13 protein-coding genes and 1 pseudogene are annotated in these 16,401 nt (G+C 60.0%); 8 read left to right on the plus strand and 6 right to left on the minus strand.

What is annotated here, in order from left to right; translation table 11 throughout:
- Together ligD (FHX15_RS29675) and FHX15_RS29680 are read left to right on the plus strand one after the other, a co-directional pair.
- Entirely contained in the window at window positions 1-2,637 is a 2,637-nt protein-coding gene (gene ligD, locus FHX15_RS29675; RefSeq protein ID WP_184401907.1) for a DNA ligase D, read from the plus strand.
- 31 nt (window positions 2,638-2,668) lie between these two features.
- On the plus strand, window positions 2,669-3,583 hold the full coding sequence (locus FHX15_RS29680) for a hypothetical protein (RefSeq protein WP_184401908.1): 915 nt from the start codon (window positions 2,669-2,671) through the stop codon (window positions 3,581-3,583).
- A gap of 16 nt (window positions 3,584-3,599) precedes the next feature.
- Here FHX15_RS29680 and FHX15_RS29685 read toward each other — a convergent pair whose 3' ends face one another.
- The 4 genes from FHX15_RS29685 to FHX15_RS29700 are packed head-to-tail and all read right to left on the minus strand — an operon-like array spanning window position 3,600 to window position 6,965.
- Window positions 3,600-4,151: a YidB family protein gene (locus FHX15_RS29685; RefSeq protein WP_184401909.1), complete on the minus strand. Its 552-nt coding sequence runs from the start codon at window positions 4,149-4,151 to the stop codon at window positions 3,600-3,602.
- Between the two features lie 47 nt (window positions 4,152-4,198).
- Window positions 4,199-5,248, minus strand: a complete 1,050-nt coding sequence (ligD, locus tag FHX15_RS29690; RefSeq protein WP_184401910.1) for a non-homologous end-joining DNA ligase — start codon at window positions 5,246-5,248, stop codon at window positions 4,199-4,201.
- Window positions 5,245-6,051 carry a Ku protein gene (locus FHX15_RS29695; RefSeq protein WP_184401911.1) on the minus strand — a complete coding sequence of 269 codons (807 nt, stop codon included), beginning with the start codon at window positions 6,049-6,051 and terminating at the stop codon, window positions 5,245-5,247. The genes ligD (FHX15_RS29690) and FHX15_RS29695 overlap by 4 nt, the downstream gene beginning before the upstream one ends.
- Before the next feature lie 11 nt (window positions 6,052-6,062).
- Window positions 6,063-6,965 carry a Ku protein gene (locus FHX15_RS29700; protein ID WP_184401912.1) on the minus strand — a complete coding sequence of 301 codons (903 nt, stop codon included), beginning with the start codon at window positions 6,963-6,965 and terminating at the stop codon, window positions 6,063-6,065.
- Between the two features lie 429 nt (window positions 6,966-7,394).
- Here FHX15_RS29700 and FHX15_RS29705 point away from each other — a divergent pair, with 429 nt between their 5' ends.
- The 6 genes and pseudogenes from FHX15_RS29705 (at window position 7,395) to FHX15_RS29730 (ending at window position 14,772) form a co-directional block, all read left to right on the plus strand.
- Window positions 7,395-8,153: an ImuA family protein gene (locus tag FHX15_RS29705; RefSeq protein ID WP_184401913.1), complete on the plus strand. Its 759-nt coding sequence runs from the start codon at window positions 7,395-7,397 to the stop codon at window positions 8,151-8,153.
- A complete protein-coding gene (locus FHX15_RS29710) occupies window positions 8,071-9,585 on the plus strand; it encodes a DNA polymerase Y family protein (protein WP_184401914.1) in 1,515 nt (504 codons plus the stop codon). Before FHX15_RS29705 ends, FHX15_RS29710 begins: the two co-directional genes overlap by 83 nt.
- On the plus strand, window positions 9,585-12,842 hold the full coding sequence (locus FHX15_RS29715; protein ID WP_184401923.1) for an error-prone DNA polymerase: 3,258 nt from the start codon (window positions 9,585-9,587) through the stop codon (window positions 12,840-12,842). The genes FHX15_RS29710 and FHX15_RS29715 overlap by 1 nt, the downstream gene beginning before the upstream one ends.
- Before the next feature lie 239 nt (window positions 12,843-13,081).
- Window positions 13,082-13,241: pseudogene (locus tag FHX15_RS29720) on the plus strand (thiamine pyrophosphate-binding protein); the annotation flags it as partial.
- An 851-nt stretch (window positions 13,242-14,092) separates the two neighbouring features.
- Window positions 14,093-14,347, plus strand: a complete 255-nt coding sequence (locus FHX15_RS29725; RefSeq protein WP_184401915.1) for a type II toxin-antitoxin system Phd/YefM family antitoxin — start codon at window positions 14,093-14,095, stop codon at window positions 14,345-14,347.
- Window positions 14,347-14,772, plus strand: coding sequence for a type II toxin-antitoxin system VapC family toxin (locus tag FHX15_RS29730; RefSeq protein ID WP_184401916.1), 426 nt, complete (start codon window positions 14,347-14,349; stop codon window positions 14,770-14,772). The genes FHX15_RS29725 and FHX15_RS29730 overlap by 1 nt, the downstream gene beginning before the upstream one ends.
- Window positions 14,773-15,079: 307 nt before the next feature.
- Here FHX15_RS29730 and FHX15_RS29735 read toward each other — a convergent pair whose 3' ends face one another.
- Together FHX15_RS29735 and FHX15_RS29740 are read right to left on the minus strand one after the other, a co-directional pair.
- Window positions 15,080-15,481, minus strand: coding sequence for a type II toxin-antitoxin system VapC family toxin (locus tag FHX15_RS29735; RefSeq protein ID WP_184401917.1), 402 nt, complete (start codon window positions 15,479-15,481; stop codon window positions 15,080-15,082).
- Window positions 15,478-15,678, minus strand: coding sequence for a type II toxin-antitoxin system VapB family antitoxin (locus FHX15_RS29740; protein ID WP_184401918.1), 201 nt, complete (start codon window positions 15,676-15,678; stop codon window positions 15,478-15,480). Before FHX15_RS29740 ends, FHX15_RS29735 begins: the two co-directional genes overlap by 4 nt.
- Window positions 15,679-16,401 lie beyond the last annotated feature (723 nt).

Consider the following 16,401-nt stretch of genomic DNA (forward strand, 5'->3'; position numbering starts at 1 on the left):
ATGGCCGACACTCTCTCGAAATATCGCGCCAAGCGCGATTTTAAAAAGACACGAGAACCGAGCGGCGAAGCGCAGGTCAAGCCTTCCAACCGCCTGCGGTTTGTGATCCAGAAGCATGATGCCACCCGTCTGCACTACGATCTGAGGCTTGAGCTCGACGGGGTCTTCAAATCCTGGGCGGTGACCAAAGGACCGTCGCTCGATCCGCATGACAAGCGCCTCGCCGTCGAGGTCGAGGATCACCCTCTCGACTACGGCGATTTCGAAGGCACCATCCCGAAAGGCCAATACGGCGGTGGCACGGTTATGCTCTGGGATCGCGGCTATTGGGAGCCGGAAGGCAGGAAATCGCCGCAGGAGGCTTTGAGGAAAGGCGACTTCAAGTTCACGCTCGAGGGCAAGCGGCTGCATGGCAGTTTCGTCCTCGTCAGGATGCACGGCGATCGGGACGGCGGCAAGCGGACGAACTGGCTGCTGATCAAGCATCACGACGATTACTCTGTCGAGGAAAACGGAGCCGCCGTCCTGGAGGAGAACGCGACCTCGGTCGCCTCCGGTCGGACCATGGAACAGATCGCAGAAGGCAAGGGCCGCAAGCCGCGTCCGTTCATGATGGCGAATGGCGAGATCGAGGCCGACGCGGTCTGGGACAGCAAGCATGGGCTGGCGGCCGATGAGCGCAAGAAGCGACAGCGCAAAGATGTCGCGACCTCTACCCCTGCGGATCTGCCGGATTTCATCGATCCGCAGCTCTGCGAAACGCTTGATCGGCCGCCCCCCGGCGACGATTGGCTGCACGAGATCAAGTTCGACGGGTACCGCATCCAGATGCGGGTCGCCGGCGGAGCTGCGACGTTGAAGACGCGCAAGGGCCTCGACTGGACGGTAAAATATCCCGAAATTGCCGATGCGGCTGCCGGCCTTCCCGACTGCATCATCGATGGCGAGATCTGCGCGCTCGACGGAAACGGTGCCCCTGATTTCGCAGCACTTCAGGCCGCTCTATCTGAAGGGAAGACCGCCGATCTTTTCTATTTCGCCTTCGACTTGCTGTTCGACGGTGGCGAGGACTTGCGGTCGATGCGGCTGATGGAAAGGAAGGAGCGGCTGCAAAACGTCCTCGCCAGCGCGGACGGCAATCCGCATATCCGCTATGTCGAGCATTTCGAATCCGGCGGCGATGCCGTACTCCGCTCGGCCTGTAAGCTCAATCTCGAAGGTGTCGTCTCCAAACAAATGGACGCGCCCTATCAGTCCGGCCGCACCGACACTTGGGCAAAGTCCAAATGCCGGGCCGGCCATGAGGTGGTGATCGGCGGTTACGCCAAGACCAATGGCAAGTTTCGGTCTCTGCTTGTCGGCGTTCATCGCGGCGATCACTTCGTCTATGTCGGTCGCGTCGGGACCGGCTATGGCATCAAAAAGGTCGAGACGCTGCTTCCGAAGCTGAAGGCGCTGGAGACGGCGAGATCGCTGTTCACCGGGATCGGAGCGCCAAAGAAGCAGGCCGAGGTTGTCTGGGTCAAACCCGAGCTGGTCGCCGAAATAGAATTCGAAGGCTGGACCGCAGATGGCCTCGTGCGCCAGGCTGCCTTCAAGGGACTGCGCGAGGATAAGCCGGCCACAGAGGTCGAGGCCGAAAAGCCTGCACCGCCCGCACGGATCGATACGGCTGAACCTGGCGCGACGTCCAAGATCAAGTCTGGCCGCCGCAAAGGCGCGAAGGCCGAGGTCATGGGCGTTCTCATCTCCAATCCCGACAAACCGCTCTGGCCGGACGCCGGTGATGGCGAGCCGGTTACAAAGGGGGACCTTGCTCGCTATCATGAAGCTGTCGGAGCCTGGCTGATCGAGCATATCAGAGGCCGGCCGTGTTCGATCATTCGGGCGCCGGACGGTATCGGCGGAGAGCAGTTCTTTCAACGCCACGCTATGCTTGGCACCTCCAACCTTCTGGAATTGGTGAAGGTCTTTGGCGACAAGAAGCCTTACCTGCAGATCGATCGGATCGAGGGACTTGCAGCCATCGCCCAGATCGGCGGGATCGAACTGCATCCTTGGAATTGCGAGCCCGGCAAGCCGGAAGTGCCAGGCAGGCTGGTGTTCGACCTCGATCCCGGACCAGATGTTCCGTTTTCGGCCGTGGTAGCGGCGGCCCAGCAAATGCGCGATCGCCTCGACGAGTTGGGTCTCGTCAGCTTCTGCAAGACTACGGGCGGCAAGGGACTGCATGTTGTGACACCGCTCGCCGTCAGCAAGCGCAAACCCTTGTCATGGGCAGAAGCCAAGGGCTTTGCACATGACGTTTGTCAGGAGATGGCGCGTGACAATCCTGACCTCTACCTGATCAAGATGACCAAGAGCCTTCGAGGCGGAAAGATCTTCCTCGATTATCTCCGCAACGATCGCATGGCGACTGCGGTCGCGCCGCTCTCGCCGCGCGCACGTCCAGGCGCCACCGTTTCGATGCCTCTCACGTGGGCGCAGGTGAAGGCAGATCTCGACCCGAAGCGGTTTACCTTGCGCACCGTCCCGGCGCTGCTTGCGAAAACGTCGGCGTGGCGGGACTATCGTGAGGGCGAGCGGGCGCTGGAGCAGGCGATCAAGCGGCTCGGAAAATCAGGACGAGCAGCGTGATCTTTCGAGTGGCAGCTGCAGGCGATGTCATATGGACGACGCAACAAAAAAGAGATCCGAAACACCGCCGCCCGAAGGGGCAACGACCGACCTGCCCCATGATCGGATAACGGTGGCCCGTTTTCGGGATGCATTTCCGCGAGCCCGGTGGAGCGACCGCTTGAATGCCTGGTTCGTGCCCGGCCGCACCGCCGAAAAGCGCATCGGCCGGTGGCTCGCCGAAATGGAGGCCGAAGCCGACAGGTTCGCCGACGAGAAGGGGAGGGATGCCTTTGCCTTCGAGCCGATCGAAAGCCGGTATCTCGAAGCGGCGCCTGCAAGCTTGCAGATCCGCACGCCCTATGCACGCACTGTCGTCGAAGAGATCCGCGAAATTCCGCATGCACGGTGGGATGCAGCTCGCCGGCTCTGGTCCGTACCCTACCGCTCGTTCGAGCAACTGCGCCAGCGCTGGCCGGCAATCGAGGCGGCGGCCGAACATAGCGAGCCGGAGGCGCGCCGCGCGAGGCGTGAGGCTGTCCGAGGGACCGAGAAGGAGGCGGCATCCAGGGCAAGGTTGAAGGAGCGCCGGCGGCACCGATATCCGGTCCCCGACGACGATGCTCCGCCGCTCGATCGTGCAATCGGCACGCATGTCGGGATCGTCTTCTTCATCGGGACCGACGGTGAAATCGCGGATCCGGCGACGGTTAGCGCCTTCTACTTTCCGGCCGCCGATGACGAGGAATATGTCTGGGCGTCGTGGCGGCGCGGCACGCTGGAGGAATTGGTGACGACCTGGCCGGCGCGGATGCCGCCGCAGGCGCCAGAGCGAGTGCGAGGTTGGTGGACACCGACGCTCGACGAGCTGCGGCCTGCCCGACGCGAAGCCAAATCCAGGCGACGGGCAAAAGAGCGCAGCCAACAAGCGGCGGGCAAGGCCTTGCGATCAGAGGCAGGCGGCTGACTCTCTATGACCGATGTCAGGCGAATGTGCCGCCTGGCGTCGGCGTCGATGAAGATTGCGCCGAAGTCCAGGCATCGGCTTGCGCTTGCGTTGGCACGCTTCCGTCAGGGGTCAATTCGTTCACGGCCTTCGGCAGATCGCGAGACAGACGGCTCAAGATTTCTTCCTTCGAGAGGCCGGTTTTGGCAGAAAGCTCGTTTAGCGTTTCGTCCCCAAGGGCCTGGCTCAGTTCCTGATCGTTTATCGGCTTGTTCTCGCCGGTGCCGACCCAGGATTCAGCCTTGTCGCCCAGGCCTCTGCGTTGGAACTGTTCCAGAAGGCTTCCCAGACCGCCGCTCAGAATGCCGCCGGCTGAACTGCCGCCGAAAATGTCGCCGAGGCCTCCACCGTGGGCGAGGTTGCCGAGAATGTCGCCAATGCCGCCTGCGCTTGGTGCGCTGTCGGCACCGGTCTGGCCGCTTTGGGCGCGCTGGCCAATTCCCTTCAAGGCTTCTGCGATCTTGTCACGGTTCTGGTAGCCGGCGACAGCAAGCACGGCCAGTAGTGCAGTCAATGGTCCACGGGACATAGTCGATCCTCCGTCGAGAGTTTGTCCTTCAGGAAACTGGCCGACGATTACATTGTTCCGGCCGGTTTCTCGTTGATATCGAAGACGGCGGCGTTGTCCTGGACCTCGCGCAGACCCTTGAAAGATGCATGACGTAAGTTGCCGTCATCGGTCCAGCCGCGGAACTTGATCTCAGCGATCAATGTCGGCTCCGCAAAAATGAGATTCTTGCCCTTCAGCGCGACCGCCGGCCTACCGGTCTTGAGTTTGTCGAGCAGCGCGCGCAACTCCGCCACATCCTTGGCATCGAACCCCGTTCCGACGGAGCCGACATAGGCCCAGTCGTGGCCGCTGCGGGCGGCAAGAAGCAGGCTGCCGATTCCGCCGCGCGCGACTTTTGACTGTTCGTAGCCGACGATCATGAAGCTCTCGCTCTGGACACATTTGATCTTTAGCCAATCGCCGGTTCTGCCGGAGCGGTAGGGGCGGTCCCGGTGCTTGGCGATGATGCCCTCAAGTCCCATCGAGCAGGCGTTTGCCAGAAGCTCGGCGCCGTCGCCGGCGACTTCCTCTGACAGTTGGATTGCGCCGGTAGCACCGTCCAGGAAATCCTCGAGCAGGTGGCGTCGGACGGAGAGCTCGGTTTTGGTCAGATCGTGACCGTCGAAATAAAGAAGATCAAAGGCGAAAAACGCGGATTCGGTCGAGGCACGTTTGCCGCCCCGACCGCCGAGCGAACGTTGCAATGCGCCGAAGTTCGAACGGCCCTCTTTGTCGAGAACGACCGCCTCGCCGTCCAGAATCGCTGTTGCGACGCCAAGCTTCCTCGCTGCCTCGGCGATAGTTGGAAACCGGTGCGTCCAATCGTGCCCGCCGCGGGTGATGATCCGCACACCGTTCGGCTCGATATGGATCGCAAGGCGGTAACCATCCCACTTCAGTTCGAACGCCCAATCCGGACCTTGCGGGGGGATTTGCTTCAAAAGCGCCAGGCACGGCTCGATGCGCTCAGGCATCGGATCGAAGGGAAGATTGGGTTGCGCGGGGTCGCGGGAACGGGCGCGTTTCGACTTCAGAACCTGGTCGTCTTGAAGGAGCGGTTTGGCGCGGCGGCTCATCGGCCAGCCCGCTTCTCGGCCGCAACCGACTTTTTCAGGGCATCCATGATGTTGACGACGTTGGAGGCGGAGGCGGCTTGCGGCTTGTTGTTCTTGCCGGCTTTTCTCGGCTTCAGCGTCTTCTTCTTGTCCTCGATGAGCGCCAGCAGCGCCTCCTGGATCGGATCTGTGACCATGGCCGGCGACCAATGTTTCGTGCGCTGCTTGATCAGCTTCTCGACCAGGGGAAGGGCGTCCTTCTCGGAGTCGCTGTCGATCCCTTCGAAGTAGGGACCTTCCGGCCGAACCTCGTCGCCGAAGCGAAGGGTCCAAAGTACGATGCCTTCATCGCGGGGTTCGAGGATGACCGCGCGTTCCCTTCGTCCGATGACAAGCTTCGACACGCCGACAACCTTCGACGCCTTCATGGCGTCGCGAATGACGGAAAAGGCCTCCTGGCCGACCGGATCGTCGGGCGTCAGGTAGTGAGGTTTCTCCAGATAGGTCCAACCAATGGAATCGGCAGGCACGAACTTCTCGATATCGATCGTTCGGACTGTGTCGAGCGACACCGAGTCCAGATCTTCGTCTGTCAGGATTACATAGTCGTTCTCGCCGCGCGCGTAGCCCTTGGCCTCGTTTTCGTCTTTGACCGGCTTTCCGGTGATCGAATCGACATATTGGGAGACGACACGGTTGCCGGTGGCGCGATTGAGCGTGTGAAAGCGCACCTTCTCCGATTCGGACGTCGCCGGCGACATTGCAACCGGGCAGGTGACCAGCGACAGCTTGAGGTAACCTTTCCAATAGGGACGTGGTGCCATTGCTCGTGCTCCTACCCGGCCTTACGCTGCGAGGCGGCTGGTGTGGCGGTTTTAGCCCGGCCCGCGGCACGTTGCCTGCCGGTGCCTTTGTTGGCGTTGGCGGCGGTGCGTTTGGGCTGTTCTGTGGTCTTGCCTGCAAGCCCGGCACTTTCGCGAAGTGCGGCCAAAAGGTCGTTCGGCTTGGAGACCTGCACCGTCCTCGGTTTCGGCAGGGACCTGCCTTCGAGTTTTGCGCGGACCAGTTCGGCGACAGCCTGCTCATAGCGGTCATCGAAAGTGGCCGGGTCGAACTCGCCGATCTTCGTCGAAATGATATGCTTGGCAAGATCGAGCATCTCGCCCTCGATCTTCAGCTTGGGGATCTCTTCGAACGCCGTCTTCGATGAACGGACCTCATAATCGTATTGGAGAGTGGTTGCGATCATCCCGGTGCCATGCGGACGGATGAGAACCGTGCGCATGCGTCTGAAGAGGACCGCCCTTGCGATCGCCGCAACGTTCGCTCTCTTCATTCCGTCCCGCAGCATTGTAAAGGCATCGGATCCCACCCGGTCGCTCGGCGTCAGGTAGTAAGGCTTGTCGAAATAGACGTCGTCGATTTCCGAGCAGGGGACGAAGGCTTCAATCTCCAGGGTCTTGTTGCTCTCGGGGATGGTCGCGGCAATCTCGTCCGGATCGATCATGATGTAGCGACCATCGTCGATCTCGAAACCCTTCGTCTGTTCCTCTTTCGGCACCGGCTCCTCAGTCTCGCTATCGATGAAGATACGGTTAACTGGGTTGCCCGTCGCCTTATTGACCGTGTTGAAGGTGATGCGCTCGGCTGTTGAGGCAGCGGTGTAGAGTGCAACCCCGCAGCTCACCTCTCCAACCTTCAAGAACCCCTTCCACTGGGCACGATGTCCTGGCGCCATGACGCGATACTCCTGATCGACGATTGTCGACTCAAGTCTGGCGAGAGTGATTCGTTCCGACGCGAAACGAATTAATTTCAATGGCTTACCACCTAATGTTGAGGAAGTGATTCCAGCACGTCTGCGTCGAAAATTGCACCCCCCGTGCAATCATGAGGTCCGGCATCGATTGACCCCGTCTCCTGGCAACCATCCTCGGACAACCCATGGAGATGCGTCGTCACCTGGCTACAAGTGGAATTGCGTGCCGTGGCTCATTCGATTCATCGTTTGATTTCGTAGGGATTTTTGCGATCAATTGCTGTGGGCTGCAGTGGCTGGGAATATCAACCGTATACATGTGCGTTGACTCACATTCACAACAGGAACAAATAGGGAACATATGCGCTGTTGCGCAATTAGGAAACCTGAAACTGACGATGAGCGGCCATGGCCAAAGCAAGCGCGAATCCTATCATTTCCGAGCTGAGGGAGCGCATTCGACACCTCGAAAGAGGGAAGACACGCAAACCGCTTGTCCTGCCGTTCGGCGTCCCAGAGATCGACTGCGCCCTTCCTGGCGGCGGACTGGTCTGCGGCGCTCTGCACGAGTTTGCAGGTGGTGGGACGGGAACGGTGGATGGCGCGGCCGCCGCTTTGATGGTGGCCGGAATAGCTGCGCGAATGAAGGGCAAGGTGCTTTGGTGCCTGACGAGGCCCGACCTGTTTTTCCCGGCGGTCTCGCAGGCGGGACTGCATCCCGATCGGGTCATTTTTTGCGAAAGCGATCGCGAGGAGGATGTTCTGGCGTCGATGGAGGAGGGCTTAGCGTTTGGAGGTCTTGGAGCTGTGATCGGGGAACTCGTCCGATTGCCGATGACAGCGTCGCGCCGCCTGCATCTGGCTGCCGAGAAGACCGGCACGATGGCGATCGCTCTCAGGAGGTGGAGGAGACAATCCGAGGCCTCTGACTACGGTCAGCCGACAGCGTCGACGACAAGATGGCGGATCAGCGTGCTGCCCTCCGAGCCGTTACCCGTTTCCGGAGTAGGTCGCGCCAGGTGGCTGGCCGAATTGATGCGCGTGAAAGCAGGCGAGTGTGCTGAGTTCGAAATAGGAGCCTGTGATGCCAAGGGTCGTATCCGTTTACTTCCCGTTTCTGCCGACAGACCGGATCAGACGGCATGGCAAGGACGCCATTCCGGCTGACCAGCCTCTGGTGGTGATCGCCAAAAGCGGATCGAAACGCTGGATTTCGGCTGCGGATAATAACGCCCGAAAGCTTGGTCTCCATTCCGGGATGCCGGCAAGCAAGGCGCAGGCGATGGTCTCCAATCTCGTGACCGTCGATGCCGACCCCACCGCGGACGCCGCGGCGCTCGAACGCCTGGCGCTGTGGGCGCTGCGGCAGTACAGCCCGGTCGTCGCGGTGGACGGAACAGACGGGATCGTGATGGACACGGAAGGTGCCGACCATCTTCAAGGAGGCGAGGATCGCCTGATTTCGGGACTGGTGAACATGCTTCGCGCGCGGGGTCTCACAGCACGGGCGGCAGTTGCCGACACGTGGGGTGCCGCCCATGCGGTCGCCCGCCTAACATCTGCCGAGACGACGGTCGTTCCGATAGGAGGTCTTGCAAAGTCGGTGGTCGGACTGCCGATCCACTGCCTGAGATTATCGCTGGATACGACCCATGGATTGAGGGCCATGGGCATCGAGACAGTCGGCGAACTGTCGGTACTGCCGCGCGCGCCGTTGACGCTTCGGTTCGGTCCGGAGCCGGGAAGGCGGCTCGACCAATTGTTCGGCCGCGTCGCCGAACCGATCGAGCCGCTTCGCACACCAGAGCTGGTCGAGGTGTCGCGCAACTTCCAGGAGCCGATCGGCGCTGCCGAGACCATCGCGAAATACGTCCGACGCCTGGTCGGCCAACTGACGACGGAACTGGAAGCCCGTGGGCTTGGCGTCAGGCGGTCCGATCTCATCATCCATCGGGTTGACAATACGAGACAGTCCCTGCGAGCCGGATTGGCGAAGCCTGTGCGTGACCCGGCCCGTCTCTCCAAACTGTTATGCGACCGCATAGAGAAGATCGACCCCGGCTACGGGATCGAGCGGATGGTCCTCGTTGCGATCATGGCAGAACCCCTCGAAGAAAAGCAGATCGCAACGTCTCTGATCGAAGAGCAGGTGGTTGACGTCACGCCGTTGGTCGATATCCTCGGCAATCGTGGCCAGCGCCTCTATCGTGTGACGCCCGTTGCTTCAGATGTCCCCGAGCGCTCGGTGGCGCGTATCGGACCGACTATCGAGGAGACCGGAGCCACATGGGGTGCGAAGTGGCCGAGGCCCTCGCGTCTGCTCCTCCACCCGGAAGAGATTGAAGTGATCGCGGTCCTGCCGGACCAGCCGCCGGCGGTATTCACCTGGAGAGGGAAGCGCCGTCGCGTGAAGCGAGCCGACGGCCCCGAGCGCATATTCGGCGAATGGTGGACCACGCCTTTGGAGATGCGCGCCGTCCGCGATTACTTCGTCGTCGAGGACGAAACGGGAGAACGGTACTGGGTCTTCCGCGCCGGTGACGGCGTCGATGTGGCCACGGGCTCGCATAAGTGGTTTCTGCATGGAGTGTTCGGGTGATGAAATACGCCGAACTCCAGGTGACAACACATTTCAGCTTTCTCCGCGGAGCGAGTTCGGCCGAGGAGTTGTTCGCGACAGCTGCAATGTACGGCATCGACGCGCTGGGCATCGTCGACCGCAATAGTCTGGCGGGCATTGTCCGCGCCTGGGAAGCGTCAAAAACGACAGGGGTTCGCCTCGTCGTCGGTTGCCGTCTTGACCTGGCGGACGGAATGTCCCTTCTCGTCTACCCAACGGACCGCCCCGCCTATTCCAGGCTGACCCGATTGCTATCGCTGGGGAAAAGCCGTGGCGGCAAGGGCAAGTGCATCCTCGATATCACCGATGTCGAGGCCTATAGCGAGGGACTGCTGGCGATCCTCGTGCCGGATGAGGCGGACGACATCTACGTAGGCCAGCTGAGGAGGGTTGCTGCGATCTTCGGCGATCGTGCCTACGTCTCGCTTTGCCTCCGGCGTCGGCCGAACGACCGCCTCAGGCTTCACAACCTGTCGAACATGGCCGCCCGACACAGAGTAAAGACCATCGTGACCAACGATGTCCTTTTCCACGAGCCGGGGCGGCGGCAGCTGCAGGATATCGTCACCTGCATTCGAAACGGCACGACCATCGACGATGTCGGGTTCGACCGCGAGCGGCATGCCGATAGGTTCCTCAAGCCGCCGGAGGAGATGCATCGGCTACTTGCCGACTATCCCGAGGCGCTGGCTCGGACGCGCGAGATCGTCGACCGCTGTCGTTTCGACCTCGGCCAGTTGCAGTACCAGTATCCCGAGGAGGCCATTGTCCCTGGCCTTGACGCCCAGCAGTCGCTGGTGAAACTGTCTTGGGAAGGGGCTGCGGAAAGATATCCTGAAGGTATCCCGGAAAAGGTCAGGAAGTCGATCCTGCACGAGCTGGACCTCATCCGCGAGATGAAGTACGCCCCGTATTTCCTCACCGTCTTCAACATCGTCAGGTATGCACGCTCGCAGGGCATCCTCTGTCAGGGGCGAGGGTCGGCCGCCAATTCGGCGGTCTGCTATTGCCTTGGCATCACGTCGATAAATCCCGAGACATCCGACTTGCTGTTCGAGCGCTTCGTATCGCGCGAACGCGATGAACCGCCCGACATTGACGTCGACTTCGAGCACAATCGCCGCGAGGAAGTGATCCAGTGGATTTACGAGACCTATGGCCGTTCCCGTGCCGCGCTGGTCTGTACGGTCACCCGCTATCGCACGAAAGGGGCGCTGAAGGATGTGGGCAAGGCGCTAGGTCTGCCGACGGACCTGATCGAACAGCTGTCCTCAGGTGTCTGGGGCTGGTCTGAGGGTGTCGGAGCGCAACAGCTCAAGGAGAACAATCTCAACACGGCCGACTATCGCCTGCGTCTGGCGCTCGATCTGTCGTCGCAGCTGATGGGCGCTCCGCGCCACCTTGGACAGCACCCAGGCGGCTTCGTGCTGACGCACGACCGTTTGGACGACTTGGTGCCGATCGAACCGGCCTCCATGGAAGACCGCCAGGTCGTTGAATGGGATAAGGACGATCTGGAGGCCCTGAAGTTTATGAAAATGGATGTCCTCGGGCTGGGAATGCTCAGCTGCATGTCCAGGGCGTTCGAGTTGCTTGCCGAACATAAGTCGCTTCCGATGGGGCTTGCAGACGTCCCACAGGAGGAAGCGCAAACCTATGCAATGATACGCAAGGCAGACACGCTCGGGACATTCCAGGTGGAATCCCGTGCGCAGATGGCAATGCTTCCTCGCCTGAAGCCAAGGACCTTCTACGACCTCGTGATCCAGGTGGCGATCGTACGCCCTGGCCCGATCCAGGGTGACATGGTGCATCCTTACCTCCGCCGACGCGAAGGCAAGGAAGAGGTAGTCTACCCCACATCCGAACTCGAGGCGGTGCTGAAGAAAACCCTCGGGGTGCCGTTGTTCCAGGAGAGCGCCATGAAGATCGCCATGGTCTGCGCAGGCTTCACCGCAGGCGAAGCCGATCAGCTCCGGAAGTCGATGGCGACGTTCAAATTCACGGGCGGCGTCTCGAAGTTTAAGGACAAACTGATCACCGGGATGATTGCCAACGGCTACACGCCGGAATTCGCGGAGCAAACGTTTGGACAGCTTGAGGGATTCGGGTCGTATGGCTTCCCTGAAAGCCATGCCGCGAGCTTCGCGCTCATCGCTTATGCGTCCTGCTGGGTAAAATGCCATCATCCGGATGTTTTCTGCGCGGCGCTGCTCAACAGCCAGCCGATGGGTTTCTACGCGCCCGCCCAGATCGTTCAGGACGCCCAAAAACACGGCGTCGAAATCCGGCCCGTCTGCGTCAATCGTTCTCGCTGGGACTGCACGATGGAGCCGATCGAAGGCACCGATCGCTTCGCCGTCCGGTTGGGGATGCGAATGGTCAAAGGCCTCGCGCTGAACGATGCTGCCAAAATCGTCATCGCCCGCACCGACCATCCATTCATGTCCGTCGACGATATGTGGCGACGGTCCGGTGTTCCGGTCGCGGCTCTGGAGAAGCTGGCCGAAGCCGATGCGTTCCTGCCGTCGCTGACGCTCGAGCGCCGGCAGGCGTCATGGGACATCAAGGCGCTACGCGACGAACCCCTCGAACTCTGGGCAGCGGCCGCCGAGCGCGAAGCCAGGACGATACCTGAGATGCGGGAGCCAGAGGTGACACTGAAATCGATGACGCAGGGCAGGGAGGTCGTCGAGGACTATTCCCACACGGGACTGACCCTTCGGCAGCATCCAGTCAGTTTCCTTCGCAGTGAACTCGCGAGAAAGAGCATTGTCACCTGCGCGGAAGCCATGAGCCAGAGGGATGGTCGATGGCTGATGACGGCTGGTCTCGTTCTCGTCAGGCAGCGGCCCGGATCGGCTAAGGGCGTCATGTTCTTGACACTCGAAGACGAGACCGGGATCGTCAATACTGTTGTGTGGCCATCGCTGTTCGAGCGTCAGCGCCGGATATTGATTGGTGCGAGCATGATGGCGATCAACGGCAAAATCCAGCGGGAAGGCGAGGTTGTGCATCTCGTGGCCCAGAGGCTGTTCGATCTGTCGTCAAAACTCGCCAATATCGGGGCGAGCGACGGAGGGTTTCCTCTGCCTCATGGACGTGGCGATCAGGTCAAGCATGGTGGCGGGCCTGACCCGCGGGACAGTTCGAAGCCTGTGGTGCAGGTAAGGGACATCTACATACCCGAGCTGCATATCGACACGCTGAAGGTGAAGGCGCGGAATTTTCAATAATTTATGGCCTTGAACGACTGGTACGAGGTCGAATTGGTTCAAGGCGAATATCTGCGGTACCCCGAATTGGGCCGAAGGTGGGTCCTTTCCGGCGATCTTCTGCAGGCCGATTAAGCACACCTAATCGGGGATATATGCACCGAACTACCGTTGGATCGGATCGGGAAGGCGCTGATGTTTGCACTCGCTCCATCGCGATCGCTCATGGATCGACCTGATAACCAAACGAGGCATCCGTCATGACCAAAGGCTCCGATCTTCTGGTGGCCGCACTCGAAAACGAGGGTGTCGACCGCATCTTCGGGATTCCAGGCGAAGAAAAATCTCGACGTCGTCGAGTCCATCCGCAAATCGTCCATTCAGCTGGTGCTGACCCGGCATGAGCAGGCGGCTGCCTTCACGTAAGACAACATTGCGCCGTGCTTTAGCATCCTGCCCGGAAGCCGTTCTGTGACCTCCTGCCGGATCCAGCCGTTGCCATCAGGATCGTGGAAGGACGCCAACGAACTAGAGGCTGGCTGGCGAGCACATGCAGCAGCAATCGGCGATCAATGATTTCGCTTCCTCGTTCCAATGCGCGTCGCCTGATAAACCGCGCTCGTCCAATGCCAGCGCATTGGAGAGGGTCGAGAGACCCTCCCCGACGTCGAGCCTACCTGATCGAAACCGTCCGTTTGGGTTAGGGCTGCCGACGGCCTGCCCATGACACCGAACCGATGGGGACGGAGTGTCCGCTTAACCGTTCCCTGAAGAAGTAGCGGACGTTCGGCTATCGGCCCTGAAGACGTCATGATGGCGGGCCGTCGGTTCTGATCCTTTCAAGGCTGGATTTGAGTGGTGCTTATTTAAGGGGGCTTAGCGTAGCTTCTTCCTTATTAAAGAAAACGGTGCTTTGCTTAAACAGCGGTTGAAAATCATACCCGCACCAGGTCTGATTCCGAGCCTAGTCAGCGGCATTGCCGCTTTGTCGAAACCTCTGTTGCCAGTGAGCCTGTGCGCTCATTTGTGCCTCCGCCTTTGCCACGGTACCTTCCATCGATGTGGTTTCACTCTTGGAGCGACTCGACCCACAGTCGGATACCCGGAGGCACAGAAATATCCTCCACGCGGCGAATGCGCTCAACCGCTGGTCCGGCGGATTGCCGAGCGGGTCCAGGCAGGGTGAGCTCAGTCTAAGGAGCTCTGCAGTTGCAATTCCAGTTTATACGGATTAAATGTGGTTACGTAGCCACGAATGTTGGAGGCTTGTCATGATCGTTACCACGCTTTCAGGCCGAGAACTCAATCAGGATCTTGGACGCGCAAAGCGCGCCACCAGGGATGGACCGGTCATCATTACCGACAGGGGACGACCTGCGCATGTTCTCCTGTCGTTCGATGAGTACAAGCGGCTTACCGGCAAAATGCGGACACTCGGTGACATGCTGGCCGCGCCCGGAGCGGACGATATTGACTTGCCGCTCCCGCAACGCACGGAACTTGCGCGGCCGGTCGACCTGTCCTGATGCTGTTGCTCGATACCAATGTCGTGTCCGAACTGCGCAAGGTCGCGAGCGGCAAGGCTGATCCTAATGTCGTGGTCTGGAACGAAACCGTCGATCCGGCCGAGACCTTCATTTCATCCGTAGTCCTGCACGAGTTGGAGATCGGCGTTCAGCTGGTGGAGCATAATGATGCAGTCGCCGGGAAGGTGCTGCGCAACTGGCTGGAAAACACGGTCCTCACGGCATTTTCCGGCCGCATCCTGCCTCTGGACCAGGCGGCGGCCGTTCAGGCGGCCCTATGGCATGTGCCCAACCCCAAACCTATCAATGACGCCTACATTGCGGCGACAGCCTTCACTCGGCGTATGAGGCTTGTCACGCGCAACGTCAAAGATTTTGAAAGCATGGGAGTGGCGCTCGTAAATCCGTGGGATCTCCCGACATAACATTCTTAAGAATCTACAGCGATCGTTCGTTTGATGCGATTACACGCAGCCTGTGGGAAGCGCCTGGCCCGAGTCTATCTCGAAGATCGTTCGGGCTGGTGTCAAGCGAAGTGAAGATTTGACCCCGCAGTTTCTCATTTGCCTGACAGCTGGTCGGGGCCATTTACTCGTTGAGCGGAGTGAAGGTACGGAACCGGCTTCGGCCGTCTCCGCTGGTCCTTATCTGAGTGTAGCCGCCGCCCGTTCACATCCCTCAACTGCCCAAATTTCGAGGTCCCAGGTTCTGCTCCCATCAAGGCGATGAACCTCAATGTGACTCGCCCTCCTGGTTGGGTGTGTCCGCAGGTACATGAAGTGACGCGCCTGCCTTTTGAGCCGCTGCTGCCAAGCGCTTATCTCTTGTCCACAAAGTCGACCGCCGGTCGAGTAGCGTCGAAGCCAGCAGGTGCGCATCCGTATAGCCAATCCCCATGCTGAAGATCAAATGTTGATCGATCATCGTCATGACCTCATCGTGCGTGGCGATAAATGCTTCCCGCTGCGCTGCTAGGAAAGCCATCACCGCATCACGGTCCCGAAGACTGCCAAGCGCCAACTCGCCGATTACGAAGGGGTGACAGAGTAGGCGATCTTCTTCAATAACCTTGCGTAACTCGGCCTCTCCATGGCGGAAATGATCAATCCAGATTGAGGTGTCAACCAGTATCATTTGGCCGCTTCACTCCGGCGACGAGGGGCTGCCTCTGCGTCGGGCATGGTGCCCCCTAACGCGACGAGACGCTTCCCCGACTCGACCCGCACAAGCGTTTCTAGGGCTTGACGGACAAGCGCAGCCGTTTCCTTCGTTCCGGTTAGAGACCTTGCTCTTTCAATGAGGTTGTCGTCGAGATTAATGGTAGATCGCATGGTGGGGCTCCCACGTTGAAGTCAAATTTTTAGCACCATTTGGTGCTGAAATCTATGCCTCGTCAGCGCCTGCCGCAGTGAATTTGCTGATCATCGGTCATTAATCATCGCTGGGTTGTCGGTTCAGATCCTTTCAAAGGCAAAGATCGGTTCTCGGGTCGAGAGTGGCGAGGAATTCCTGCCGATGCCGTGAGCTGCAAAGATTTTCCTTAAGGCAGTCAGTGCCGGATCGGCGTCGGTGACAAGGGGGTCAACCGTTGGTGCTGACTCACACTCCACGGCAGCAGCCCGTCGATACTACTCTGTCCTCAAGTTGAGATTAACCAGCATGCCGTTCCAACCAAAGGTCGATTGCGGCAAAATCCATGCTTGTCGGGCCGAGACCAAGTCAGATGTATCAAACCCCTCCTCGAATTTGGCGTAGACACGACCGGGGGGCAACCACCCCGCAATGAACTTGGTTGTCACAGGGGATCGCACCGCGATTACCCCATGTTCACAACCGGCGTCTTCTGGAGCCGATCGGAAACATTCCGCCAGCAGAGGCCGAAGAACGCCACTACGCCATGCTGAACGGGCCCGCCATTGGCCGCATAACTTTATCCAAACGGTCTCCGGCAAATCCGGCGCGTGTGTGGATGCCCCCGGTTTGGCAAGAAGATTTTTTAACGGCTTTCCGCGAACGAGGAATTCTATCGGTCGTGTGTCAGGCCTCTCTATGTG

It is taken from the genome of Rhizobium sp. BK650, from assembly GCF_014195325.1.
In the GTDB taxonomy this organism is placed as follows: Bacteria; Pseudomonadota; Alphaproteobacteria; order Rhizobiales; family Rhizobiaceae; genus Rhizobium.